A 25,040-nucleotide genomic window follows, 5' to 3' on the forward strand; every position below is an offset into this window, starting at 1 on the left:
AGATGTCGGCATATACCCTGAAGGATAAGCAGGTTGCAGTCGTTGGATTAGGTCTGACCGGCCAGTCCTGTGTGCGCTTTCTGCTGTCTCAGGGTGCCAGGGTCAGTGCTTTTGACAATCGGGCTGACTTGCCTGTGGCGTTACCTGAGACGGTATCGGTGACCCTGGGGGCATTTGATGCCAGCCGGTTGTCGGCAATGGATCTGATCCTGCTCAGTCCCGGTTTATCCCTGTCGCTGCCTGCCGTGCAGCAGGCTCAACAGGCCGGGGTGGAAGTTATCGGCGATATCGAACTGTTCGCCCGGTTCAACACCAGGCCGGTGGTGGCCATTAGCGGCTCAAACGGTAAAAGCACGGTAACTTCGCTGGTCAGCGAGATGCTTAAATCCAGTGGCCTGAAAGTGGCCATGGGCGGCAATATCGGCACCCCGGCGCTGGACCTTCTGAATGACGACTATCAGGTGGCGGTGCTGGAGTTGTCCAGCTTCCAACTGGAAACCACCCACCATCTGCCCCTGGTGGCCGGCAGTATTTTGAATATCAGCGAGGACCATCTGGATCGCTATGCAGATCTGCAGGGTTACCGGCAGGCCAAGCTGCGCATCTACCAGAACGCTGAATTGTGCGTGGTCAACCGGGAAGATCCGCTGACCCTGCCAGAAGAAGGGGGCCGTCAGCTCAGTTTCGGTTTGTCGGAGTCGAAGACGGGCATGGGCTTCGACAGCAAAACCGGTTTTATCACACTGGACGGCCTGCCGTTGCTGGATTTCAAACACTGCAGTCTGGTGGGACAACATAATCTGCTTAATATTCAGGCTGCCGTAGCATTGGCCCTGGCGGCGGGAGCGACAATGGCGGGGATAAAAGCAGCCTGTCGGGATTTCAAGAGCCTGCCTCACCGTTGTGAACTGGTGCGCGAAGTGCGCGGCGTTCGCTGGATTGATGATTCCAAGGGCACCAATATCGGTGCGACCCAAGCTGCCATTGAGGGACTGCGTCCCACTTTTGCCGGCAGGCTCTTCCTGATCGCCGGTGGTGATGGTAAGGGCGCTGACTTCAGTCAGTTACAGTCAGCCCTGAATAAGGTTGACCGTCTGATCTGTCTGGGTAAGGACGGTCCGGCTATTGCAAAGCGCAAACCGGGGGCTGTTTTGGTCAGCACCCTGGAAGAAGCCGTTAACCTGGCCGCCTCAGAAGCCGGAGCCGGAGACATGGTGTTATTGTCCCCGGCCTGTGCCAGCCTGGATATGTTTCAGAATTATCATCACCGGGGCCAGGTCTTTGCCAGGGCCGTGGAGGCATTGTCATGAGTATTGCTGACAACGCCATGGGCCAGAATCTGCAACGTTTGTTTCAGTTGCGTCATGATGTGCGTGGGATGCGTCCCTACGATCTGGGACTGCTGCTGATCGCACTGAGCCTGATGTCCGTGGGACTCATTATCGTTACGTCGGCCTCCATGCCAGCGGCGGCACGTCTGTTTGACAATCCCTTCCATTTTGCCATTCGTCACGGCATCTATATGGTGATCGCACTGGTGGCGGCACTGGTGACCCTGCAGATCCCCATGCGCTGGTGGCGGCTATCCAATGCCTGGCTGTTGCTGGTGGCCATCGCCCTGCTTGTTGCCGTCCTGCTGGTAGGGCGAAATGTTAACGGCAGTACCCGTTGGCTGGCTATCGGACCTATTACCATTCAGGCTGCCGAACCGGCCAAGTTGTTTTTCTTCTGTTATCTGGCGGGCTATCTGGTACGGCGTTATGAAGAGGTGACGGAAAACCTCAAAGGATTTATCAAACCCCTGGCGGTGCTGTTCCTGTTGGCTTTCCTGCTGCTGATGCAACCGGATCTGGGGACTGTGGTAGTGATGTTTGCCACCACTGTCGGACTGTTGTTCCTGGCCGGGGCCAAGCTCTGGCAATTCTTTGGTCTCCTCATCAGTGGTCTGTGTGCCGTCGTGGCGTTGATCATGTTTGAGGAATATCGCATTAAGCGGATCACGGCATTTCTGGACCCCTGGGCCGATCCGTTTGGCAGTGGTTATCAGTTGACCCAGTCACTGATGGCCTATGGACGCGGGGATATTTTTGGACAGGGGCTGGGCAACAGTCTGCAAAAGTTGGAATACCTCCCTGAGGCCCATACGGATTTCATTGCTGCCATTCTGGCAGAAGAGCTGGGCTTTGCGGGGGTCTGCGCTGTCCTGGTGCTCCTGATGATGCTGGTGTTGAAGGCGTTGCGGCTGGGTAATCTGGCGTTGCAACAGGAACGGCCTTTTGAGGGCTATCTGGCGCACTCCATCGGGATCTGGTTCAGCTTCCAGACCGCAGTTAACGTAGGCGCCAGCGCCGGTATTCTGCCCACCAAAGGGCTGACATTACCGTTGGTCAGCTACGGAGGGAACAGTCTGATTCTGATGGCCATGGCGGTGGCTATCCTGCTGCGAATAGATTTTGAGTTGCGCATGGATGGGGTGCAGGCACTGAGTGACAAGAAGCGGAGCAAGGCCAATGAGTAAGCGGCTGATGATCATGGCTGGCGGCACAGGGGGACACGTCTTTCCGGGGCTGGCCGTGGCCGATTATCTGGCCATCAGGGGCTGGCAGATTCATTGGCTCGGTACCCGGGACAGGATGGAGGCCAGATTGGTTCCGCAGGCTGGCTATCCCATCAGTTATCTGACTATCAGTGGTGTCAGGGGCCATGGCCTGTTGCGCAAGCTGGGCGCGCCGTTTGCCATTCTGCGGGCAATCTGGCAGGCAGCCAGGGCGCAGCGGACCTTTAAGCCAGACGTGGTGCTGGGCATGGGCGGCTTCGCCAGCGGTCCGGGCGGGATAGCGGCCTGGCTCAGAGGTACACCATTAGTGATTCATGAACAAAACGCTGTGCCGGGTATGACCAATAAACTGCTCAGCCGGCTGGCTAAAAAGGTGCTGACGGGCTTTGACCAGACCTTCAGCGGCCCCGCGGACGAAAAGTTTCAGTGGGTGGGCAATCCGGTGAGACAGACCATCTTTGAGATACAAAGACAGCCCATCGGCGACCGGCCAATCCGTCTGTTGATCATAGGCGGCAGCCTTGGCGCCCAGGCATTGAACGAGAAACTGCCTGTCGCTCTGGCCAGCTTTTCCGGCATCGAAGTGCGTCATCAATGTGGAGGCGGCCGCAAGGCACAGGTCAGCGCCGAATACCAGCGCCGGATGTCAGCGGGAGTCGTCTGGCAGGTGGAAGAATTTATCCAGGATATGACCTCGGCTTACGCCTGGGCAGACCTGATTATTTGCCGGGCGGGTGCCCTGACGGTGGCCGAGGTGGCGGCGTCCGGCCTGGCTGCGGTGTTTGTGCCGCTGCCGCATGCAGTTGATGATCATCAGAGCAGGAATGCTCAGATTCTTGTGGACGGCGGTGCTGCGATCATGGCCCCCCAGTCCAGCCTGGCGACGGAGGAGTTCAAATTGAGAATACAACAGCTTCTGGAGCGGCCAGACGACTTGCTTAAAATGGGTGCGGCGGCCAGAGAGATGGCCAGGCCGGATGCCACGGCCCAGGTGGCCGAGTGCTGTAAGCAAATGACGGAGCTTCAGGCATGACCAGTGTGACCCCCTACATGGTTCCAGAAATGCGCCGGATCAGGAATATTCACTTTATCGGCATAGGCGGCGCCGGTATGGGCGGCATTGCCGAAGTGTTGCTGAACGAGGGCTATCGGATTTCCGGTTCAGATCTGCAGCCCAGCAGCATGACCGCCAGGCTGGAGGGTTTGGGGGCCAGGATTGATATTGGCCACCGGAAGGGTAATGTCGAAAATGTTGATGTGGTGGTGGTATCCAGTGCCATCGATCACCAGAACCCAGAGATCCAGGCTGCCCGTGAGCACAGAATTCCTGTTATTCGCCGGGCCGAGATGCTGGCTGAGCTGATGCGTTTTCGTCATGGCATCGCAGTGGCCGGCACCCATGGAAAAACCACCACCACCAGTCTGATCGCAACAATATTTGCCCATGCAGGTAAGGATCCGACTTTTGTTATCGGCGGATTACTTAACAGTGCCGGCACTAACGCGCGACTTGGCAGCAGCCGGTATCTGATCGCCGAAGCCGACGAGAGTGATGCGTCCTTCCTGCACTTACAGCCAATGGTGTCGGTGGTGACCAATATTGAAGCCGACCATATGGACACCTATCAGGGAGATTTCAAACGTATGGAAGATACCTATGTGGACTTCCTGCGTAATCTGCCTTTCTACGGACTGGCAGTGGTCTGTGGCGACGATGCCGTCGTCAGGAGCTTGTTGCCAAGGGCCGGTCGCCAATACCTCACCTACGGATTTGGTGAAGAGGTGGATTATCGGGCCGTGGAGGTCACCCACGGCTTTAACCACAGTTGCTTTACCCTGAAGCGCAAATCGGCCGGGCCCCTCAGGGTTAAACTGGGGCTGCCAGGGCGGCACAACGTTCTTAACGCCCTGGCGGCCATCACAGTCGCGTTGGAGGAAGGGCTGCCCGAGAAAGAGGTGGTCGAGGCCCTGGCGAATTTTGAAGGCATCGGCCGTCGTTTTGAGTATCTGGGTAAATTCGACACGGGCAAGGGGGAAGTGGTGCTGGTGGATGACTATGGACACCACCCCACTGAAGTGGAGGCCACTATTGCCACGGCTCGCACCAACTGGCCTGACAAACGCCTGGTGATGGCTTATCAGCCCCATCGTTATTCCCGTACCCGTGATCTCTATGAAGATTTTGTCCGGGTATTATCCCAGGTGGATATATTGCTGCTGCTGGAAGTCTATTCAGCCGGTGAGGCGCCTATTGAGGGAGTCGACAGTAAGGCATTGTGCCGCTCTATCCGTCAGCGTGGCCAGATAGAGCCGGTCTATGTGGGCTCTCCCGAAGAGTTGCCTAGAGTTCTCGCCCAGGTGCTGGAAGGGGGCGATCTGCTGATGACTCAGGGGGCGGGTAATATCGGTAAACTGGCCAAAGAACTGCAGAAAGTGCAGCTGCGCATCAGTGAGATGGCCGGGGAGAAGTGCTGATGAACAGGGTATTCGGTAAGGTCGCGGTGATGTTCGGCGGTAGTTCGGCCGAACGGGAAGTCTCACTTAAATCCGGCCAGGCGGTACTGGATGCGCTGAAAACTGCCGGTGTGGATGCCCACGGATTCGACCCTGCCGACCGGCCTCTGACCCAGTTGGTGGAGCAGGGGTTTGAACGTGTACTGATTATGCTGCATGGCCGCGGCGGGGAAGATGGCAGTCTGCAGGGCGCCCTCCAGCAACTGGGTATCGCCTATTCCGGATCCGGGGTGCTGGGGTCGGCGTTGTCCATGGACAAGATCCGCACCAAGTGGATATGGCAGGCGCTGGGATTACCGACCGCCGAGTATCAGGTGGTGGACAAATCCAGTTTTGATGCAGGATCCGGTGCAGATATAATTGCCGCGTTGGGGGGGACTGTCATGGTCAAGCCGGCCCGGGAGGGGTCGAGCATCGGCATGGCCAAAGTAACCACCGCGGACGAGCTGTCGGTCGCCGTCCAGGAAGCCTTCAAATATGACAATCAGGTCCTGCTAGAACAGTACATCCAGGGCGAGGAATATACCGTCAGCCTGCTTGGCGAACGGGTTCTGCCTTCTATTCGTATGCATACTCCCCGTACATTTTATGATTACGAGGCCAAGTATCAGGCGTCCACGACCCAGTACCACTGTCCTTCAGGTCTGACGCCTGAGACAGAACAGCAACTGGCCGATCTGGCCGTTCAGGCTTTCGCGGCAGTCAATGGCTGCGGCTGGGGCAGGGTGGATTTTATGCGTGACCAGCACGGCAGGTTCTACCTGCTGGAAGTCAATACCGTGCCCGGTATGACCAAGAAAAGCCTGGTGCCGATGGCGGCCAGAGTGGCGGGTCTGAGTTTTGAACAGTTGGCGTTGGAGATTCTGTCCACCACGGATAGGGAAAAATGAATGAACTACAGGCTCTGCCGGCGCCGGTCAGAGGGCCACAGCGTTGGTGGGGCATGGGATTTTTCGTACTGGTACTGATAGGACTCGGGCTGGGTGCCTACCATCTGAATGCCTGGTTGGAAGATGAGCAGCAGATGCCGGTACGGGAGATCAAGATCACAGGATCGTACCAGTATGTGGATCCGGTACAGATTGAAAAGGCGATTAGGGAAAATCAGCCGGGTAGTTTTTTTGAACTGGATGTGGCTAAGGCACTGAAGGATATCGAAGCCCTACCCTGGGTCTACCGGGCGTCGATTCGCAAGGAGTGGCCCAACAATCTGCATGTCCATCTGGTGGAGCAGCAGGCCCTGGCCAGATGGAATGAAGACATGTTACTGAACGTGCAGGGGGAGACCTTTGAGGCACAAAGCCCTGAGGACCTTTCACTGCCCAGGCTCTACGGGCCGCAGGGCAGTGAGAAAGCCGCATTGCAGGGATATCATGCCATGGAGGCGCTGTTGCAGCATGCGGGGCTGAACATAGAAGAACTGTTCCTCAGCGAGCGGTTCGCCTGGAACCTTAAGTTGAGCAACGGGTTGGCCATGAGCCTTGGCCGTAGTGAGTTTATCGACAGGTTGCAGCGGTTTGTGGATATTTATCCGCTGCTGCAAAAGGCACCGAAGCAGGCCGAGTATGTGGACCTGCGCTATGACACCGGCCTGGCCGTTGGGTGGAGAGCGACCGTTATGCCTGAGGCATAACGCAGCGCTCGGAACGACCAAACATGGATGTTTGGGCTGGGTGCCGACAAGTGCTTCTGGAAAGCAGTTGAACATCGTCAGAAAGACGATGGCCCGAAGGGCGAAGTGCAGGGAAAGCACGAAGTATCATCATGGACCTGTATTAGACCAGGCCGATAAATGCTGAAACAAGTTCAGCATGACTGAACAAGTTAAAAATAGATTTACCGGTCAGCCAGGCTGACCCAAAAGAAGAATTGATTAACAAACGATGCAATTAACAAATGCAAACAACCAAGCAGTGAGAACGGAGCATGCCGGTGTCTAAAGGGGCGGATCGCAATTTAATCGTTGGACTGGATATTGGCACCAGCAATGTCAAGGCCGTGGTCGGCGAAGTGCTGGACAACGGCGCCATCAGCGTGGTGGGGGTGGGTACCCATGCCGCCCGTGGCATGGACAAGGGCGGCGTCAACGATCTGAACCTGGTGGTACAGTCGGTGCAAAGTGCGGTTAATGAAATGGAACTGATGGCAGACTGCCGGGTCTCGTCGGTATTTATGTCCATCTCGGGTCGTCACGTGCAGTGTCAGAACGAAAACGGCATGGTGCCAATCAACAATAAGGAAGTGACTCAGGAGGATGTGGACAATGTGATCCATGCCGCCCGTTCCGTGCCCATTGCGGCCGAACGCCGCCTGCTGCATGTGCTGCCGCAGGAGTTCACTATCGATGTGCAGGAAGGGATCAAGAACCCTGTTGGCATGTCCGGGGTCAGGATGGAAGCCGAAGCCCACATCATTACCTGTGCCGACGACATGGCAAAAAACCTGGTCAAGTGTGTGGAGCGTTGCGGGTTGCATGCGGACCAGTTGATTTTTTCCGCTCTGGCATCCAGCTACGCGGTCCTGACCGATGACGAGAAGGAGCTGGGTGTCTGTGTGGTGGATATCGGCGGTGGCACCATAGATATAGTGATTTACACCGACGGAGCCATTCGCCATACGGCGGTGATCCCGGTAGCGGGTAACCAGATCACCAGTGATATTGCCAAGATCTTCCGAACCCCTATCAGCCATGCCGAAGAAATCAAGATTAATTACGCCTGTGCCCTAAAAGACATGGTCAGCATGGAAGAAAGCATCGAAGTGCCCAGTGTCGGTGGACGCCCTTCCAGGGCTATGTCCAGGCATACCCTGGCGGAGGTCATCGAGCCCCGCTACCAGGAGTTGTTTGAACTGGTGCATGAACATATCCGCAGCAGCGGTCTGGAAGAGCAGATTGCGGCCGGCATAGTGCTGACCGGCGGCACTGCCAAGATGGAGGGCGCGGTGGAATTCGCTGAAGAGCTGTTCCAGATGCCGGTAAGGGTAGGAGAGCCCCTGAATGTGAAAGGTCTGTCCGAATATGTGGAAGATTCAACCTTTGCCACTGTGGTGGGCTTGCTGCAGTACGGCAAGGATCATCTGCGCGCCAGGCAGCAATCCAGGCAGAAAGCCACTGAGGGAATCTGGCACAGGATCCAGAGTTGGTTTAAGGGCGAGTTTTAATCGCCAAGTGAAGAATGAGGTAACGGGATATGGCCAGCGCCAAGGGTCATATGTTGTTAAGTCTAAAACCGGAGAGAGAGTATGTTTGAGTTAATGGATAGTCACAGCGAAGAAGCTGTAATCAAAGTGATAGGCGTTGGCGGCGGTGGCGGTAATGCCGTCGACCATATGGTTTCGCACAATATTGAAGGCGTGGAGTTTATCGCCGTCAATACAGATGCCCAGGTACTGCGCAGCTCCAAGGCCAATATCACCCTGCAGATAGGATCAGGGGTGACTAAAGGTCTGGGCGCCGGGGCCAACCCCAATATTGGTCGTCAGGCCGCCGAAGAAGATGCCGAGACCATACGCCAGAGCCTGGAAGGGGCCGATATGGTCTTTATCACAGCCGGCATGGGCGGCGGCACCGGCACAGGTGCCGCCCCGGAAGTGGCGCGCATCGCCAGGGAGATGGGTATATTGACGGTGGCCGTGGTCACCAAGCCCTTCCCGTTCGAAGGACGCAAACGTATCGAGTTTGCTGAACAGGGAATTGATGAACTGTCCAAGTATGTGGACTCCCTGATCACCATCCCCAACGAAAAGCTGCTCAAGGTCATGGGTCGGGGCACCCCGCTGCTGAAGGCGTTCAGCGCAGCCAATGATGTATTGCGCGGCGCGGTACAGGGGATTGCCGAACTGATCACCCGTCCTGGCCTGATCAACGTGGACTTTGCCGACGTGAGGACCGTGATGTCCGAAATGGGCATGGCCATGATGGGCAGCGGTGCGGCCAGCGGCGAAGACAGGGCCGAGGAAGCGGCCGAGGCGGCCATTGCCTGTCCGCTGCTGGAAGACATCGACCTGTCCGGTGCGCGCGGTATTCTGGTTAATATCACTGCCGGTCCCGACTTTGCCATCGATGAGTTTGAGACAGTGGGTAACGCGGTCAAGGCCTTTGCTTCTGAAAATGCCACTGTGGTGGTGGGAACTGTTATCGATATGGATATGTCAGACGAGTTACGTGTCACTGTGGTGGCCACCGGCATAGGGGCAGAGCGCAGGCCCGAGATTTCCCTGGTCAGCAACCGCCAGGCGCCGCGTTTCACCACGGAGTCCAACGATTTCAGGTTGCAGCCGGCAGGCTCTACCGAGCGGGTTTCGTCACTCAGTGAGAACCACCGGGAGCGCCCCGGAAACGAAGAAAAGCAGGAGCAGGGTAATGATCTGGAGTATCTGGATATCCCGGCGTTCCTGCGTAAACAGGCTGACTGAGGTGGCTGACCGTCACTGAAGTGTCATATTTGGTAAGAAATCGTTGCATTTCTGCCACTTGCGACATAAGGATGTTTTGACAAGCAATGGTCAAACCACTAAAATGCCAGCCCTTTTTAGTTTTGGTTAATTTTTGAGCTAAAGCGAGATGATCAAACAACGTACCCTTAAGCAGTCAGTGCAAGTGACAGGTATCGGTCTGCACAAAGGTGACAAGGTCACCATGACTCTCCGGCCCGCGCCCGTGAACACAGGGATCCTGTTCCGTCGCGTTGACCTTGAGCCTTATGTGGACATACCTGCCCGCGCCAATGCGGTGGGGGATACCATGTTGTGTACTTGCCTTAGCAACCAGGACGGCACCAGCATCTCTACCGTGGAGCATCTGGCTTCGGCACTGGCTGGCATGGGAATCGACAATATCATCGTCGAGGTGGATGCCAACGAGCTGCCGATTATGGATGGCAGCGCCAGTCCGTTTATCTTCCTGTTGCAGTCTGCGGGCATCGAAGAGCAGCGCGCGGCCAAGAAGTTTATCCGCATCACCAAGCCCGTGCGGGTTGAGGATGGGGATAAGTGGGCTGAGCTGCGCCCTTATGATGGCTTCAGGGTCGATTTCAAGATTGACTTCGAACATCCGGTCATCAGTCAGACCCGTCAGCATCTGGTAATGGATTTCGACACCAGCTCTTATATCGATGAAGTCAGCCGGGCCCGTACCTTTGGCTTTATGAAGGATCTGGAATACATGCACGCCCACAACTTGGCGCTGGGCGGCAGCATGGAAAACGCCGTGGCCCTGGACGAATACCGGGTGCTGAACCAGGAAGGGTTGCGCTATGAGGACGAGTTCCTCAAGCACAAGATCCTGGATGCCATCGGCGATCTGTACCTGGGCGGTCACAGCATTATTGGCGAGCTGTGCGCCTATAAGACAGGCCATGGCCTGAACAACAAATTGCTTAACAGTCTGCTGGCCCAGCAGGATTGCTGGGAGTTTGTCAGCTACGATTTGCAGGACAGCCTGCCGATTCGGTTCGGCTTGCCGGCGATGGCGGGTTGATTGAAGGCAGTACAGGTTTTAGAAAATTGTAAAAATGCCGCGTTAAGCGGCATTTTTGTTTGCACATCCCGCCAGCGGCAACAACGGTGCTGCAGCCATTGTTACCAAAACGATAACGAGCTGGTGCGACTTATGCAAACCTTCCCCTGTAAACAATTTATTGACACTTATTTGGGGCGGGGGGCGGTTTGGCGACCGGTCAATTGGTCACAGCGCTTTTTTTTAACGCTAATCGGGTTTAGAATCGGCCGAGATCCCGATTCCAGCCAGTAGAAAAAGAGATTCAATGAGTTTAACTCTGGTCATAAGAAGTCAGAAAGTCCGTTTGCGATACAGCTTGTCCAAACGGCAGCTTGTGGCGGCCCTGGTGCTGACCCTGGGTTTATTGCTGGTAGCCGGTCGCTCCACTCAGGATCCCGCCGAAGCCCGTGAGCGCATAGCCTATACCCAGACGGGTCTGATCAAGCAAAAGCAGGAAGTCGAACAACTCAAGGAAACCACCCAGCAGCAACTGACCGGCATGATGGTAAAGTTGGGTGAAATGCAGGGGCAACTGCACCGCCTCAACGCCCTGGGTGAAAGACTGGCCAGGGAAGCAGATCTGAACAGCGAAGAGTTTAATTTTTCCGAATTGCCAGCCATCGGCGGTCCGGCGCAGGAACTGGTCGATCTGGACCTGCAGGACGGGCAGGATGTGCTGGGCCGCATCGAACAAATGCTGGTGCAGCTGGATAGCAAAACCAAACAACTGGATGCCCTTGAATCCGTGCTGCTGAATCACCATATCGAAGCCCAGAGTTACCTCGCGGGACGTCCTGTTAACAGTGGCTGGTTGTCATCCTATTATGGCGTACGTAAAGATCCTTTTTCCGGTATGCCGGCCATGCATAAAGGACTGGATTTTGCCGGTCAGGAAGGGGATGACGTAGTGGCCACGGGCGCCGGACTGGTCACCTGGGCGGGTGAGCGTTATGGCTATGGTAATCTGGTCGAGATCGAACATGGTAACGGTCTGGTAACCCGCTACGGTCACAACCAGGAACTGGAAGTAAAAGTGGGAGATGTGGTGACCAAAGGACAGGTTATCGCCGTGATGGGCAGTACGGGACGCTCAACCGGTGCGCATGTGCATTATGAAGTCATGCGTCATGGCAAACAGATCGATCCGCTGCCATTCGTCTATCGCAAGTCACAGGGATAACAGCGTGGCAGGGATCCGCAAGGATCACATGCTTTCTCCTGAATGTTTGTTGCGACAATCGCCCTAGGGCGATTGTTTCTTTTCTGCATCCGATGGGATTGAGCAACATCGCAGGCCTGGTGTCTGCAATTGATTGAATACAACAGGGTTCTGTAAGAGCCGGGCAGGAAGGTCCGGGCGCAGGACGGAAATTGAATAAGAATTGGAAGCCGTAAATCCATGTTTTCTAGCATTTTCAAAAAGATATTTGGTAGCCGCAACGACAGAACCCTGAAGAAGCTGGGCAAGGTTGTCGAGCAGATCAATCAGTTGGAGACAGACTATGAGAAGCTGTCCGACGAGCAGCTGAAACAGAAAACTGACGAGTTTAAGGAGCGGCTGGTCAAAGGTGAGAGCAGCCAGGATATTCTGCCAGAAGCCTTTGCTGTGGTGCGGGAAGCCAGTAAAAGGGTCTTCAAGATGCGCCATTTCGATGTCCAGTTGATTGGCGGCATGGTACTCAATGAAGGCAAGATCGCCGAGATGCGCACCGGTGAGGGTAAAACCCTGACCGCCACACTGCCTTGCTATCTCAATGCCGTGACCGGCAACGGCGTGCATGTGATTACGGTCAACGATTACCTGGCCCGCCGTGACGCCGACTGGAACCGTCCTTTGTTTGAATTCCTCGGCCTGACGGTAGGTTGTAACGTGCCTGGCATGTCCCACGAGCAGAAAAAGGCCGCCTACGCAGCGGATATCACGTACGGCACCAACAACGAATTCGGCTTCGATTACCTGCGCGACAATATGGCCTTCAGTCCCAAGGACAGGGTACAGCGTCCTCTTCACTACGCCGTAGTGGATGAGGTGGACTCGATCCTGATCGACGAGGCCAGGACACCATTGATCATCTCAGGTCAGGCCGAAGACAGCTCCGAGCTTTATCGTCGCATCAATGCCATTATTCCCGAGCTGAAACTGCAGGAGCATGAGGACGAGGAAGGTAAAGAAGGAGATGGCGATTTTACTATCGACGAGAAGGCCAAACAGATTCTGCTGACGGAACGGGGCCAGGTGCGGGTCGAGGAGATCATGCATCAGAATGGCCTGCTACCAGAGGGCGAGTCATTGTATGCCGCGTCCAACATCTCGCTGATGCACCATATTAATGCGGCGCTGCGGGCGCACAAGCTGTTCCATCGCGATGTGGACTATATCGTCAAGGAAGATGAGATTGTCATCGTAGACGAACACACGGGGCGCACCATGGAAGGCCGTCGCTGGTCAGAGGGCCTGCATCAGGCCGTTGAAGCCAAAGAAGGGGTCAAGATCCAGAATGAGAACCAGACCCTGGCTTCCATTACCTTTCAGAACTACTTCCGCTTGTATGACAAGCTGGCCGGCATGACCGGTACGGCGGATACGGAAGCCTTTGAATTCCAGCATATCTATGGGCTGGAGACAGTGGTAATCCCAACCAACCGTCCAATGGTCCGGGACGACAGGGCCGATCTGATCTACCTGACCGCTGAAGAAAAATATGAAGCCATTGTGGCCGACATCAAAGAATGTGTGGAAAAAGGCCGCCCAGTGCTGGTGGGTACCATTTCCATTGAGAACTCCGAACTGCTCTCCCGGGTGTTGAAAAAGAACAAGATTCCCCATCAGGTGCTCAATGCCAAGTTCCACGCCCAGGAAGCGGATATCATTGCTCAGGCTGGCCGCGCGGGTGCCGTGACCATCGCCACCAACATGGCCGGGCGGGGCACCGATATTGTTCTGGGTGGTAACTGGCAGGCCGAACTGGACAAGGTTAACGATCCCAAGCCGGGCACAGTGGAGCGTATCAAGCAGGAGTGGCAGGAAAGCCACGATGCGGTCATCGCGGCCGGTGGTTTGCATATTATCGGCACGGAGCGCCATGAGTCCCGCCGGATAGACAACCAGTTGCGTGGCCGGGCAGGCCGGCAGGGGGATCCCGGTTCCTCTCGTTTCTACCTGTCGCTGGAAGATTCCCTGATGCGCATTTTCGCTTCAGAGCGAATGGCCAACATGATGAAGCGTCTGGGTATGGAGCGGGGCGAGGCTATCGAACACCCTTGGGTCACCAAGGCCATAGAAAACGCCCAGCGCAAGGTGGAAGCGCGCAACTTCGATATCCGTAAGCAGTTGCTTGAATTCGACGATGTAGCCAATGATCAGCGTAAGGTGATCTACGAACAACGCAACGAGCTGCTTGATGAAGGGGATATCAGCGCCACAATCGAAGCGATCCGTGCCGATGTGGTGGACAATGTCATCAGCCAGTACATTCCCCCCCAGTCGGTGGAGGAAATGTGGGATGTATCCGGTCTGGAAGACAGACTCAAGTCCGACTTCCTGCTGGACCTGCCGGTACAGAAATGGCTGGACGAGGACGATAAGCTGTTTGAGGAAAAACTCCGTGAGCGTATTCACGATGCGGTGAACCAGGCCTACAAGGCCAAGGAACAGATGGTGGGCGAACCGGTATTGCGTCAGTTTGAGAAGGCCATCATGCTGCAGAGTCTGGACACTCACTGGAAAGAGCATCTGGCGGCCATGGATCACCTGCGCCAGGGAATTCACCTGCGCGGTTATGCGCAGAAAAACCCCAAGCAGGAATATAAGCGGGAGTCTTTCGAACTCTTTGCCGAGATGCTGGAAAACCTCAAGATAGAAGTGGTCAGTGTGCTCAGCAAGGTGCAGGTGCGTGCTGAATCGGATGTGGAAGCGGTGGAACAGCGTCGCCGTGAGGCCGATCAGAATACCCGCAAAGTCGAGCAGCACGAATCGTCAACCGACAATACCGGCGGTGTCCAGACCCAGTTGAGGGATGGGCCCAAAGTCGGCCGCAATGATCCCTGTCCCTGTGGCTCGGGCAAGAAGTACAAACAGTGTCACGGTAAATTGGCTTAGAATCTGGTGACGAGTGACGAGTGACGAGTGACGAGGTCGGGATTTCCCGGCCTTTTGCTTTTAAGGAACGGCAATGCAAAAGATTGTACATGTGGCGGTGGGAGTGATACTGCGTGACAAGCAGGTGTTTATCAGCAAACGGGCCGAGAGACTCCACCAGGGGGGGAAATGGGAATTCCCCGGCGGCAAGGTGGAGGACGGTGAAAGCGTTCAGCAGGCCCTGGCCAGGGAGTTAAAGGAAGAAGTGGATATCCAGATACGCGCCAGCGAGTCCTTTATGCTGATCGAGCATGACTATGGTGATAAACACGTCAGACTGGATATTCACCTCGTCAGAGACTTTAACGGAGAACCTCATGGCCGGGAAGGCCAGGAAGGGCGCTGGGTGGTTGTGGCTGAGCTAGGAAATTACGAATTTCCTAAAGCTAACCTGCCTATTATCGACCACCTTATGTCAATTTAAAGGTCCAAGCTGCCTAAATGAAAACTTATCATCGTCGATGATAAAGATGGCATTAAATCAGATGTAGAACATCTTTACTTATACAGACAGAAGTGTTTCTAAAGGAAACATAGTCAGTTTGATAGAAAAGTATAAGCTTAAATAACTATTGAGCCTGGGCTTTCATAAGCTTTGTGATATTTTCACTGTTTAGGAATCTATCTACCAAGGAAGGCTCTGCATGATCAGGCTGTGCTCTCTACAAATAAACTTTATAGTTTGGCTATTTATCTTATCAATACCGGTATTAGCCGACGAAGTTGTTCCTCCGCAGTTTGGAATTGCTGATTTTCCAAATGACCCCGCTAACTTATTTGAAGTAGGGGCTACCTATCCTGAAGCTTTTTGCGAGGGTATCCGGCTCCGAAGAAATGTAAACAGCAGAAGTGGAGACTGTCCCACTATTATTAATCCGAACCAATCTGATAAGGATTGGTCTTGTTCATCACTCAGTTATGACGAGTCGAACGGTAGTTGCTTTAGACCATTGGCTGGCTCAATTGTGTTTTCATATCCAAGAATCTACGCACGCTGCCCTCAAGATTACAGGTTCGTTAACCCTTCTAAAACTGTATACGCGTATACCGAACTTCCTTTCAAGACCGAGAATAATAGCGGTCCTTCATTTACCCATGATCGTAACTTCGCTGGAGCCACTTGCGAAAGGTGTTTAGATCCCTTTGTTTGGGATGAAGGAGCTAAATCATGCGTTACGAAATGCCCATCAAATCAGGAGTTCAATAATTACTTAGGGAAGTGTGTTGAAACTAAAAACAAAAGTGAGATTGAGCACTGTGAAGAAAGTGCAGGAAATCCAGTTTATGCCAAGAACGGTGAAAAGCGTCAGTCGGAGGAGCCTGACTATATAGGCGGTGGCGAATTCCCTATTATTTTCAGCAGAACATATAGAAGTTACCGGGCCCCGAACGCCCCCAAACACAATTCAATGGAAATAGGGATAACTTCGTACAGATCTTATGTTCAACCTGCCAACTACAAAGAGATCCGTAAAAACTATGGATGGAATATGCCAACTCAGGGACTCCAACCCGCATCCGGATCTAAGCAGTGGGCGCACTCCTACAACTCACATGTTTATTTGAGAACTAGTTCCGACTCACAGGTGATGGTTAAAAGATCCGATGGCTCTGAAAGAGGGTTTTCAATGAGTTGGGGTAATTACCAAGCCCTGAACGAGGGAAAGGACAAGTTGGTTAAAGTTTCTCCAGCTACTCAAGATGCTTATTGGTATTACTACACACCTGAGGGTACCAAGGAGGTTTACGATCAATCTGGCCGATTACGAAAGATTTATAACACTCAAGGTCATATGCAAGTTTTGAATTACGAGGAAGGACTGCTTATCAGTATTCTCGATCCTAGAGGTCGGACTCTGACACTTAACTATGATGATTCGAATAGACTTGAATCCCTGACTCAACCCGATGGATATAAAGTCACCTATTCCTATGACAATGTTGGGAATTTAGTCAAAGTAACTTTTCCTGACAGTGACTCTGATCCATCGAACAATCCTTCGATACGATATATCTATGATGATCCAAGTCACCCACTTGCATTGACCAGCAAAGTTGATGCTGCTGGAAACAGGATTGCCTCATGGGTTTATGATAATGAAGGACGAGTAATAGAGAGTCGGCATATCAACGACAATGAGCCCACTTACTTCGAATACCAGGAGGGCGTAACAGTCGTTACTCAGGACAACGGATACGAGAAAACGCTCAACTATGTTGATGGAAGATTGATGTCAACAGTTGGCGCAACCTGTGCAACTGACGGTACTCAGGGGGTCGTGAACTACGGTTATCATGCCTATGGGCATCTGAATTTAAAAACCGATGCTGATGGGACGAAAACCTCTTACAGTCCAACAGTGAGAGGGCTTCCTGGTACCGTTTACGAGGGGTATGTAAGCAGCTACAACTATAAGAGAATGACTACCTATTCTTGGCATCCGGATTTCAGCATGCCCACACAAATTAAGGAAGCAAACCTCAAAACTAAGGACTTCTCCTATGACGAACTCGGCCGGTTGACGTCGATTAAAGTAACAGCAAATGGTGCCGTTCGAGAAACATTATATTCTTACAACAGTCAGGGTTTACTGTCATCAGTTGACGGACCAAGAGTTGATTTATCAGATGTTACTAATTTTACCTATTACCCCAATGGAGATTTGAAAAGCATAACTAACGCTCTGGGACAGATTCTTACCGTTAACAGCTATGATGCCAATGGACGTGCCACTGAGATAACGGACCATAACGGACTTGTACTAAGTTTTACGTATGATCCCAGAGGACGGTTACTGGCAATGACAGAGGGAAGCCTTGCGACAACTTTCACTTATGACAACAATGGTAGCCTTGTGGGAACATACGATGGAAATCAATCACTTGAGTTCCATTATGATAACGACAACCGATTGACAGCTATTGAAGATGAGGATGGCAACAAGCTGGTCTACACCCTGGATTCTTACGGGAATACAACCGAGACCCAAGTAATTGGGCAGCAACAAGAGTTACTGTATTCTCTGACTCAGACTTTTGATTCGCTGAATCGTCTAACCAAGAGTATCAGTGCTGGAAGCCATGAAACGAGCTACGAATATGACATCGTTAGCAACTTGGTAAAAACCATTGATCCACTCATGCATACAACTGAACAAGTCATGGACGGTGTACATCGCGTCACTAAGGTCCTAGATGCCTTACAAGGAGAACAGTTTTTCACTTACGACCACTTAGACAATCTGACCAGTGTAAAGAACCAAAACGATCAAACAACCAGCTATCTCTATAATGGCTTTGGAGAAGTCATTAAGCTGACAAGTCCCGATACCGGGGTGACCGATTATACCTACGACCTGGCTGGTAATTTACTGACTAAGACTGATGCCCGGGGGATTACTGCGACTTACCAGTACGATGCCCTGAACCGACTGACGGCTGTCAGTTACCCTGACTCCAGTGAAAATATTACCCTCGGTTATGACGCCCCGACTGCGGGGAGAAACGGCATTGGCAGGCTCACTTCCGCCTCAGCTAACGGTATCGACTACCAGTACTACTACGATAGCAACGGCCAGATAACCAAGGTAGAAACTCAGGTTACCTATCGCGGCACGCTGAGCAGTAGTCAGACGGAATATCAATACAGTAATGGTCTGTTGACTGACATAACCTATCCCAGCGGCGCCATGGTGGGTTACACCTATGCACAGGGTAAAGTAACCACGGTGACCCTAACGACCCTGGATAATGAAGGGCAGCCTGTGGTCAGCACACTGGCGGACCGAATTGCCTTTCTTCCTTTTGGACCTCTGACCGAGCTGACATATGGCAACGGCAAGGTCCTGACCCAGCAATACAGTCTGGACTATAAACTGGTATCAAAGAACATCAGTGGTGTTGTTGAAAAATCTTATACGCTGAATGAGGTCGGCAATATAACCGATATAGCCGATACCATTACCCCGACCAGAAATCAGTCGCTGACGTATGACGCGGTATCCCGTTTGACCGATGCCACTGGAAACTACGGCGACCTGGAGTTCAGTTATGACGCTATTGGCAACCGCCTGAGTAAAACTCTGGATAATGTCACAGAGACTTATCAGTACAACGGTAACCATTTGCTAAGTGTGGGTAGCACAGCATTGACCTATGATGCCGCAGGCAACCTGATTACCCGTGAGGCTGACAGCTTTAGTTATAACGATGCCAATCGACTGGAACAGGCAATGGTATCCACAGGCACTGATAATTATCGCTATGATCATCAAGGTCAACGAGTAATTAATGACAACAATGGTCAGGTGCGACTCTATCATTATGATCAAAGCGGGCTGTTATTGGCAGAGACGGATCAGAGCGGTGACACGCTGGTCGAGTATATCTACCTGAATGGTCAGCGGCTGGCCATGCGTATTGATGACCAGCTTTATTATGTGCATACCAATCATCTGGATGCGCCACTGGCACTGACCGACGCAAGTGGCAATACCGTCTGGCAGGCCACTTACAGCCCCTTCGGGCGGATTCAGATAGAGTTGGATCTGCTGACCAAAGAGGTTAAACCCAGATTCCCGGGCCAGTATGCAGATATCGAAACGGGTTTTTATTACAACTACTTTAGGGACTATGATCCTGAGATTGGGCGCTATATTCAGTCTGATCCGTTGGGTCTGTACGACGGGCCTAACACTTATGTCTACGTTTATAACAATCCTGTCAACTATATCGATCCAACTGGAAAGTGGGGAATTGCAGGAGGAATTTATGGTGCGGTCTCTGGAGGTATTGGTGGCTATATTTCTGGTGGATGGCGAGGGGCAATAGTAGGCGCTGGTGCAGGAGCTTTGGTTGGTGCTGTTAATCCCTTTGGAGCTAGCTCTGCTGGAGCAGCAGCTGGAGCTGGGATTGCGAGTCTGTTGGGGCAAAGTGCTGGTAATCTAGTGTCAGGTAAGGATATTACCAACTCATGTAATTATGACTTTTCAGCCGCCGCTGGTGCTGCTTTGGGTGGAGCTTTAGGTGGGCCGCTCGGTAATGTTGCGGGGCGTTATATTCGCCCCTATCGTTATCCAATTGTCGGACGTCCAATAAATTCTGCAGGAATCAGTAAAATGCCAGGAAATACTGTTGGCTCTGCTGTGGAGGGGATATCTGTGGGTATTGGAGAGTTAGGAGGGCAGCAGCCTTAGCATGATATGGATTCTGACAGCTATCTACTTTTTTGTATGTTCGGTGGTGTTATGGCTTGGGTTTTGGATTTATGGCAAAGCCCTCCAACATCTTGGAAGGGCTGGAAGCATAGCTAAGAACTTGGGAGGCTTTGTTGTCTATTTGCTCTTTGCATGCTTTTTGGTTTCGCCTTTGTTTGTAGCGTTTAGTTTCGTGGAGAACTTGCGATGGGAGTTCACTTCAAACCCTCTCTACATGGTTTATTTTTTGCTACTGTTTCTGCTTTCGGCCACGCCGGGCGGACTTTATTTTAAAAAGCGCTTTTTAAATGAGCTTAGAGAGCTTGGTTATTTTGCTAAAAAGCGGTAAGTCTCTTTAAAGAGAAAGCTGAGGTCAAATTACTGCTTAAAAAACATATCCCCCTGCTGTGCCAGCAGGGCTTCTATCTCTTCAATATCCGGTAACTCTGTGGCATCGCTATTTTCGCTGGGAATAACCGGGATGGCCTTTTCTTCATTGGCCCACTCACCCAAATCGATTAACTGGCAGCGCTTGCTGCAAAACGGGCGGTAGGGGCTTTGTGGGCCCCATTCGAGTTCGGTCTGGCAGGTTGGGCAGTTGACTTTCATTTTTTAGTGACGGGTAACGAGTAACTTGTAACCAGGGGGCATAGTACCTGAGGCCAGTAAGAAAGCAACTCCTCACAGGTCCTTGTACCCGTCACTGGTCGCCTGAAGGCAATGGTATGGACTCCTTTGGTAAAAGCTTGCTCGCTTATTACGTGTATCCTTCTTGAGGGAGGGAGTCCATACATCTCTGTGGTAAAAAATGACCTTATAAGTTCCCTGACGACCCTGCTAACAACAAGCCAGCTTAAAGCTGACCAGGGTTTCCATGGCTACCTGGCCGGCTTCCTCGGGATTAAACAGCATAAAGCGGATGGCGAAACGGTACTTGTTGCCGCTTAATGTCGGGAAGTAACCCTGATCGGTCTGGCAGTATACCCGGATCACTTCGTTTTTGTCGTCGGCCACCCCCTGGTAGAAGCCTTTTTCTGCCTCTATGGCTTCGAAACGGCCGCGCTCGCGTAGGAACGACAGGGTTATTTCAATGGCGCTTTGCATCAATGAGAATTCACTCAGCCATTGGCCGAATTGCTTCTGTTTATGCGCCTGGGGCTGGCGCAGCCAAAAGTGCAGGTTGGGCAGATCGAAACTACAGGTGCCCCCGGGAATAAAGAAACGCTGGCGGATAGACATGAGGAACTTCTCATCTTTAAGGGCAGAGCCAAATTTTTTGGCGTTCTTCAGTTCGTCACGCAATTGCACCACTTTGTGCCTGGCCTGTTCCAGGGCATCCAGATCGATGTTGGGGTGCTGGGCCCACAGGTTGAGGTTTTTCTCGTGCAGGTCGATGTCTTTAAGCAGATCATTGCGGATATCCACCCGTTCGGCCAGATCCAGCAGGGTGAACAGACCTTCGATGAAATTCACATACTGCCAGTCCTCGACTGCCTGCTGACACTGGCTGAGCTGTTTGAATAACTGCTCCAGGCGCAAATAGGTGCGAACCTTCTCGTTGAGCGGAAATTCGTAAACAGCATGATTCATTAATTTACCTCGTGAATTGGCGATGTTCAGCCTATCGTCCGGGTCACAGTCGAGGAACTGACAGGTTAATACTAGCACTACAGCGCAAAAGTCGGTTTATTTCAACCCTTTAGGCCATTTACCAGGGAAAGATAGGCTTGATGAAGGGTCTCTACCTGTGTGTCTAATGCTTCCGGCGGACCGCTGTTGTCGATAATATCGTCCGCAACCGCCAGTCTGGCCTCTCTGCTGGCCTGGGCAGCCATAATGGAACGGACCTGTTCGTCAGCGACCCTGTCTCTTTGTACGACCCGCTGGTGCTGTATTTGTTCATCCACATCCACTACCAGAACCCGGTCTACCAGTGCCATTAACTGATTCTCCACCAGTAGCGGAACAGCCAGAATACAGTAGGGTGACTGGGCTGATTTGGCTTGTTGCTGCATTTGTTGGCGGATCAGGGGGTGCAGCAGGGCATTGAGCCAGGCTTTTTCCTCAGGGTGTGTGAAGATTCGCTCGCGCAGCCTGGCTCTGTTCAGGCTGCCATCGGTATTCAATACGGCCTGTCCGAAATGTTCGGTGATTTTTTGCAGGGCCGGGCTGCCGGGCTCCACCACCTGCCGTGCGATAACATCTGCGTCGATAATGTCTATCCCTTTGCCCGCAAAGAGATTTGATACCCTGGTTTTACCGCTGCCGATGCCGCCGGTCAGTCCGATAACCAGTTGGCTCATAACAGCCAGGACCAGTAGAGGTCGGCAAGGCGTTCACCATACAAAAAGGTGATCCAGCCGGCTACTGCCAGGTAAGGACCGAAGGGAATGGGCTGCGCCCTGTCTTTTCCTTGAATGGATAAAATAGCGAGTCCGGCCAGGGCCCCGACAAAGGAGGACATAAGGATAATCATCGGCAGATACTGCCAGCCCATCCAGGCCCCAAGGGCGGCCAGCAACTTAAAGTCGCCGTAACCCATGCCTTCCTTGCCGGTGAGCAATTTGAAGCCCCAGTACACTGACCAGAGGCTGAGATAGCCGGCTGTTGCCCCGATAATTGCATCCTGTGGTATGACAAAAATATGCTGGCTGTTCAGCAGCAATCCCAGCCACAGCAGGGGCAGGGTTAACTGGTCGGGCAATAGCATCTTATCCAGATCGATAAAGGTCATTGCGATCAATAACCAGGTGAACAGCAGAGCGCCGGCCAGTTCAATGCCAAAACCAAAATGCCAGGCCATCCAGGCGGACAGCAAGCCGGTCAGGAGTTCGATTGAGGGATAACGGGCAGAAATAGCTGTTTTGCAGTTGCTGCACTTGCTCCTGAGCCACAGCCAGCTCAGCACCGGGATATTTTCCCAGGCACGGATCTTGTGCTGGCATTTGGGGCAGTGTGAATCTGGCTTGACCAGATTGTAGGGGGGGTGACTGTCTGGCTGGTCCGGGACTTCTGTGGGGTGGAAGTAGTTCTGATATTCCTGCTGCCAGTCGCGCTCCATCATAATGGGCAAGCGGTGGATCACCACATTGAGAAAGCTGCCGACCATTAGGCCAATAAGCAGGGTAAAGAGGATCAGAGTCGTGGGAGAGCTTTCAAGCAACAGGACGATTTCAGGCATGGTGGGTTCCGATTCGTATCAGGCAGCCTGCTGAATCTGTTCTGGCAGACTGCTGATGAGAATAACTATATGAGTCGTAACGCTATTTTACATAGAAGCGCAAGAGTTAGGATAGTTTTCTCACTACCCCACTCCGCGACATCACACCACATTACCCATCTGGAAGATTGGCAGGTACATAGCAATAATAAGACCGCCTATTACCACCCCCAGTACCGCCATAATCATAGGCTCCAGCAGGCTGGTCAGGCCATCGACCATATCATCCACTTCACTCTCATAGATAGTGGCTATTTTGCTGAGCATCTCGTCCACCGCGCCGGACTCTTCGCCGATGGCGATCATCTGGGTGACCATATCCGGAAACACTGCGGTGGCGCGCATGGCCGTATGCATGGGCATACCGCCGGCCACTTCCTTGCGGATAAACAAAATCGCATCACGGAATACGGCGTTACCAGCGGCGCCGGCTGCCGACTCCAGGGCGCCAATCAGGGGCACCCCGGCGGCAAAGGTGGTGGACAAAGTACGGGTAAAACGGGCGATGGAGGCTTTTTTCAGGATCTCGCCAATGACCGGGATCTTAAGAATTTTCTTGTCCAGGGAGTCCCGCAATTGTCTGGATTTTTTGTAGCTGCGCTGGAAGAGTATCGCACCCACAAAGGCGGCCGCAGCAATATATAAACCGTAGTCCTGGACAAAGCGGGAAATGCCCAACACCAACTGGGTAAAGGCCGGCAGTTCGGCGCCAAAACTGGAAAAAATCTCCTCAAACTGGGGCACCACAAATATCAGCAATATGGTAGTGACGATAAAGGCCACCACCACCACTGCAATGGGATAGAACATGGCCTTTTTAATCTTGGACTTCAGGGCCTCGGCCTTTTCCTTATAGGTGGCGATACGATCATAGATGGTTTCCAAAGCGCCGGACTGCTCACCGGTCTCCACCAAATCACAATAGAGATCCTCGAAATGGTCGGGATGTTTGCGCAGGGCACTGGATAGGGGGTTGCCTGCCTTGACCTCATTGCCGATATCCGTCAAAAGCTTACGCATTCTGGCTTTGCTATGGCCCTGGGCAATCATATCTATGGTTTGGATCAGGGTCACCCCCGCCCCCAGCATGGTGGCTATTTGTCGGGATAAGACGCAGATATCGGCGGCGTTAATCTTCTCAGAGCCTTTACCAAACAGGGGCTTGGAAAATTTCTTGACTCTGGTAGCGGAAACTCCTTGGCGGCGCAGCAGATTGCGGGCTTCCGCTAGTGATTTTGCTGTAATCTCTCCTTTGATAGCCTGGCCTTTGCGGTTTTTACCCTGCCAAGTAAAAGTATCTAACGTCTTTTCTTTTGCCATCTTTAATGTCTCTAGCCGTTACTCAGACAAAAAAGCCCAGTGTTCACTGGGCTTTCTCTAGCTTCTACCAAGCTATTAACACAGTGACGCTGCCTGACAACCACCAGACACGACCCAGGTTACTGCACCATTAGCAACAGTACCTGTCAGAACATAGGTTTCTGCAGCAGTAACCCCGGATTTAACACCTGCATTAGGAGTTACAGTTATAGTGTATGGACCACCGGCGGCTCCACCGAGTGCTACTGTATTAACCAGCGGGCCGGAAGTCCAACCAGCCTGAACTGGAATGGTGGAGCAGTCGGCTGGTACGCCTGTTTGCGCACACACTTCGATGGCGGTCTTAGCTGGTGTAGCAGCTGAAACAACTTCAGTGTATGCAGATTTGGCTGTATAAGTCTGATAAGCAGGCAGGGCGATGGCGGCAAGAATACCGATAATGGCCACTACGATCATCAGTTCGATCAAGGTAAAACCTTTCTGGTTTGTCTGTTGTACTTTCATGGTTATCTCCAATGCATTCCCGGAATGCTTAACGTTGCTGACAGAGGTTAACAAGCTGACCAGCAGCGTTTTTTGCTGTCTGGTTTTTGTTT

20 protein-coding genes are annotated in these 25,040 nt (G+C 52.8%); 14 read left to right on the forward strand and 6 right to left on the reverse strand.

Annotated elements, in window-relative coordinates; translation table 11 throughout:
- Window positions 1-2: 2 nt before the first annotated feature.
- From murD to J0A66_RS02615, 14 genes are all read left to right on the forward strand, one after another.
- Window positions 3-1,310: a UDP-N-acetylmuramoyl-L-alanine--D-glutamate ligase gene (murD, locus tag J0A66_RS02550; RefSeq protein WP_206572190.1), complete on the forward strand. Its 1,308-nt coding sequence runs from the start codon at window positions 3-5 to the stop codon at window positions 1,308-1,310.
- Between the two features lie 17 nt (window positions 1,311-1,327).
- Window positions 1,328-2,518: a cell division protein FtsW gene (gene ftsW, locus J0A66_RS02555; protein WP_241263992.1), complete on the forward strand. Its 1,191-nt coding sequence runs from the start codon at window positions 1,328-1,330 to the stop codon at window positions 2,516-2,518.
- Window positions 2,511-3,590, forward strand: a complete 1,080-nt coding sequence (murG, locus tag J0A66_RS02560) for an undecaprenyldiphospho-muramoylpentapeptide beta-N-acetylglucosaminyltransferase (RefSeq protein WP_206572192.1) — start codon at window positions 2,511-2,513, stop codon at window positions 3,588-3,590. The genes ftsW and murG overlap by 8 nt, the downstream gene beginning before the upstream one ends.
- A complete protein-coding gene (murC, locus tag J0A66_RS02565) occupies window positions 3,587-5,032 on the forward strand; it encodes a UDP-N-acetylmuramate--L-alanine ligase (RefSeq protein ID WP_206572193.1) in 1,446 nt (481 codons plus the stop codon). Before murG ends, murC begins: the two co-directional genes overlap by 4 nt.
- Window positions 5,032-5,961, forward strand: coding sequence for a D-alanine--D-alanine ligase (locus J0A66_RS02570; RefSeq protein ID WP_206572194.1), 930 nt, complete (start codon window positions 5,032-5,034; stop codon window positions 5,959-5,961). The genes murC and J0A66_RS02570 overlap by 1 nt, the downstream gene beginning before the upstream one ends.
- Entirely contained in the window at window positions 5,958-6,704 is a 747-nt protein-coding gene (locus J0A66_RS02575; protein ID WP_206572195.1) for a cell division protein FtsQ/DivIB, read from the forward strand. Before J0A66_RS02570 ends, J0A66_RS02575 begins: the two co-directional genes overlap by 4 nt.
- A gap of 299 nt (window positions 6,705-7,003) precedes the next feature.
- Entirely contained in the window at window positions 7,004-8,233 is a 1,230-nt protein-coding gene (ftsA, locus tag J0A66_RS02580) for a cell division protein FtsA (RefSeq protein ID WP_206572337.1), read from the forward strand.
- Window positions 8,234-8,314: 81 nt separating this feature from the next.
- Window positions 8,315-9,487: a cell division protein FtsZ gene (gene ftsZ / locus J0A66_RS02585; protein WP_206572196.1), complete on the forward strand. Its 1,173-nt coding sequence runs from the start codon at window positions 8,315-8,317 to the stop codon at window positions 9,485-9,487.
- Between the two features lie 148 nt (window positions 9,488-9,635).
- Window positions 9,636-10,550 (forward strand): UDP-3-O-acyl-N-acetylglucosamine deacetylase, encoded by a 915-nt coding sequence (lpxC, locus tag J0A66_RS02590; RefSeq protein ID WP_206572197.1) that lies wholly within the window; start codon window positions 9,636-9,638, stop codon window positions 10,548-10,550.
- Window positions 10,551-10,836: 286 nt separating this feature from the next.
- Window positions 10,837-11,751, forward strand: coding sequence for a M23 family metallopeptidase (locus J0A66_RS02595; protein WP_206572198.1), 915 nt, complete (start codon window positions 10,837-10,839; stop codon window positions 11,749-11,751).
- Between the two features lie 219 nt (window positions 11,752-11,970).
- The gene (secA, locus tag J0A66_RS02600) at window positions 11,971-14,670 is read left to right on the forward strand and encodes a preprotein translocase subunit SecA (protein WP_206572199.1); all 2,700 of its coding nucleotides are present in this window, start codon (window positions 11,971-11,973) and stop codon (window positions 14,668-14,670) included.
- A gap of 73 nt (window positions 14,671-14,743) precedes the next feature.
- Window positions 14,744-15,133 carry an 8-oxo-dGTP diphosphatase MutT gene (gene mutT / locus J0A66_RS02605; protein ID WP_206572200.1) on the forward strand — a complete coding sequence of 130 codons (390 nt, stop codon included), beginning with the start codon at window positions 14,744-14,746 and terminating at the stop codon, window positions 15,131-15,133.
- Window positions 15,134-15,353: 220 nt separating this feature from the next.
- The gene (locus J0A66_RS02610; RefSeq protein WP_206572201.1) at window positions 15,354-19,904 is read left to right on the forward strand and encodes an RHS repeat-associated core domain-containing protein; all 4,551 of its coding nucleotides are present in this window, start codon (window positions 15,354-15,356) and stop codon (window positions 19,902-19,904) included.
- A 1-nt stretch (window position 19,905) separates the two neighbouring features.
- On the forward strand, window positions 19,906-20,253 hold the full coding sequence (locus J0A66_RS02615) for a hypothetical protein (RefSeq protein ID WP_206572202.1): 348 nt from the start codon (window positions 19,906-19,908) through the stop codon (window positions 20,251-20,253).
- Between the two features lie 29 nt (window positions 20,254-20,282).
- Here J0A66_RS02615 and yacG read toward each other — a convergent pair whose 3' ends face one another.
- The 6 genes from yacG to J0A66_RS02645 form a co-directional block, all read right to left on the reverse strand.
- The gene (gene yacG, locus J0A66_RS02620) at window positions 20,283-20,513 is read right to left on the reverse strand and encodes a DNA gyrase inhibitor YacG (protein ID WP_206572203.1); all 231 of its coding nucleotides are present in this window, start codon (window positions 20,511-20,513) and stop codon (window positions 20,283-20,285) included.
- A gap of 228 nt (window positions 20,514-20,741) precedes the next feature.
- Window positions 20,742-21,494: a cell division protein ZapD gene (zapD, locus tag J0A66_RS02625; protein WP_206572204.1), complete on the reverse strand. Its 753-nt coding sequence runs from the start codon at window positions 21,492-21,494 to the stop codon at window positions 20,742-20,744.
- A 101-nt stretch (window positions 21,495-21,595) separates the two neighbouring features.
- Complete coding sequence (gene coaE, locus J0A66_RS02630) at window positions 21,596-22,207, reverse strand: dephospho-CoA kinase (protein WP_206572205.1); 612 nt, start codon at window positions 22,205-22,207, stop codon at window positions 21,596-21,598.
- Window positions 22,204-23,085, reverse strand: coding sequence for a prepilin peptidase (locus J0A66_RS02635; protein WP_206572206.1), 882 nt, complete (start codon window positions 23,083-23,085; stop codon window positions 22,204-22,206). Before J0A66_RS02635 ends, coaE begins: the two co-directional genes overlap by 4 nt.
- A 141-nt stretch (window positions 23,086-23,226) precedes the next feature.
- Complete coding sequence (locus J0A66_RS02640; protein WP_206572207.1) at window positions 23,227-24,444, reverse strand: type II secretion system F family protein; 1,218 nt, start codon at window positions 24,442-24,444, stop codon at window positions 23,227-23,229.
- Between the two features lie 75 nt (window positions 24,445-24,519).
- Window positions 24,520-24,948 carry a pilin gene (locus tag J0A66_RS02645; RefSeq protein ID WP_206572208.1) on the reverse strand — a complete coding sequence of 143 codons (429 nt, stop codon included), beginning with the start codon at window positions 24,946-24,948 and terminating at the stop codon, window positions 24,520-24,522.
- Window positions 24,949-25,040 lie beyond the last annotated feature (92 nt).

Origin of the sequence: Bowmanella dokdonensis (assembly GCF_017254865.1) — a bacterium.
Taxonomy (GTDB): Bacteria; Pseudomonadota; Gammaproteobacteria; order Enterobacterales; family Alteromonadaceae; genus Bowmanella; species Bowmanella dokdonensis.

Excerpts from the sequence above, each read along its gene's own strand:
- J0A66_RS02575 (WP_206572195.1), top strand. The coding sequence starts at position 5,958 with ATGAATGAACTACAGGCTCTGCCGGCGCCGGTCAGAGGGCCACAGCGT.
- zapD (WP_206572204.1), bottom strand. The coding sequence starts at position 21,494 with ATGAATCATGCTGTTTACGAATTTCCGCTCAACGAGAAGGTTCGCACC.
- J0A66_RS02645 (WP_206572208.1), bottom strand. The coding sequence starts at position 24,948 with ATGAAAGTACAACAGACAAACCAGAAAGGTTTTACCTTGATCGAACTG.
- ftsW (WP_241263992.1), top strand. The coding sequence starts at position 1,328 with ATGGGCCAGAATCTGCAACGTTTGTTTCAGTTGCGTCATGATGTGCGT.
- J0A66_RS02615 (WP_206572202.1), top strand. The coding sequence starts at position 19,906 with ATGATATGGATTCTGACAGCTATCTACTTTTTTGTATGTTCGGTGGTG.
- murC (WP_206572193.1), top strand. The coding sequence starts at position 3,587 with ATGACCAGTGTGACCCCCTACATGGTTCCAGAAATGCGCCGGATCAGG.
- mutT (WP_206572200.1), top strand. The coding sequence starts at position 14,744 with ATGCAAAAGATTGTACATGTGGCGGTGGGAGTGATACTGCGTGACAAG.
- ftsZ (WP_206572196.1), top strand. The coding sequence starts at position 8,315 with ATGTTTGAGTTAATGGATAGTCACAGCGAAGAAGCTGTAATCAAAGTG.
- yacG (WP_206572203.1), bottom strand. The coding sequence starts at position 20,513 with ATGAAAGTCAACTGCCCAACCTGCCAGACCGAACTCGAATGGGGCCCA.
- J0A66_RS02610 (WP_206572201.1), top strand. The coding sequence starts at position 15,354 with ATGATCAGGCTGTGCTCTCTACAAATAAACTTTATAGTTTGGCTATTT.
- lpxC (WP_206572197.1), top strand. The coding sequence starts at position 9,636 with ATGATCAAACAACGTACCCTTAAGCAGTCAGTGCAAGTGACAGGTATC.
- J0A66_RS02570 (WP_206572194.1), top strand. The coding sequence starts at position 5,032 with ATGAACAGGGTATTCGGTAAGGTCGCGGTGATGTTCGGCGGTAGTTCG.
- coaE (WP_206572205.1), bottom strand. The coding sequence starts at position 22,207 with ATGAGCCAACTGGTTATCGGACTGACCGGCGGCATCGGCAGCGGTAAA.
- J0A66_RS02640 (WP_206572207.1), bottom strand. The coding sequence starts at position 24,444 with ATGGCAAAAGAAAAGACGTTAGATACTTTTACTTGGCAGGGTAAAAAC.
- murD (WP_206572190.1), top strand. The coding sequence starts at position 3 with ATGTCGGCATATACCCTGAAGGATAAGCAGGTTGCAGTCGTTGGATTA.
- secA (WP_206572199.1), top strand. The coding sequence starts at position 11,971 with ATGTTTTCTAGCATTTTCAAAAAGATATTTGGTAGCCGCAACGACAGA.
- murG (WP_206572192.1), top strand. The coding sequence starts at position 2,511 with ATGAGTAAGCGGCTGATGATCATGGCTGGCGGCACAGGGGGACACGTC.
- J0A66_RS02635 (WP_206572206.1), bottom strand. The coding sequence starts at position 23,085 with ATGCCTGAAATCGTCCTGTTGCTTGAAAGCTCTCCCACGACTCTGATC.
- J0A66_RS02595 (WP_206572198.1), top strand. The coding sequence starts at position 10,837 with ATGAGTTTAACTCTGGTCATAAGAAGTCAGAAAGTCCGTTTGCGATAC.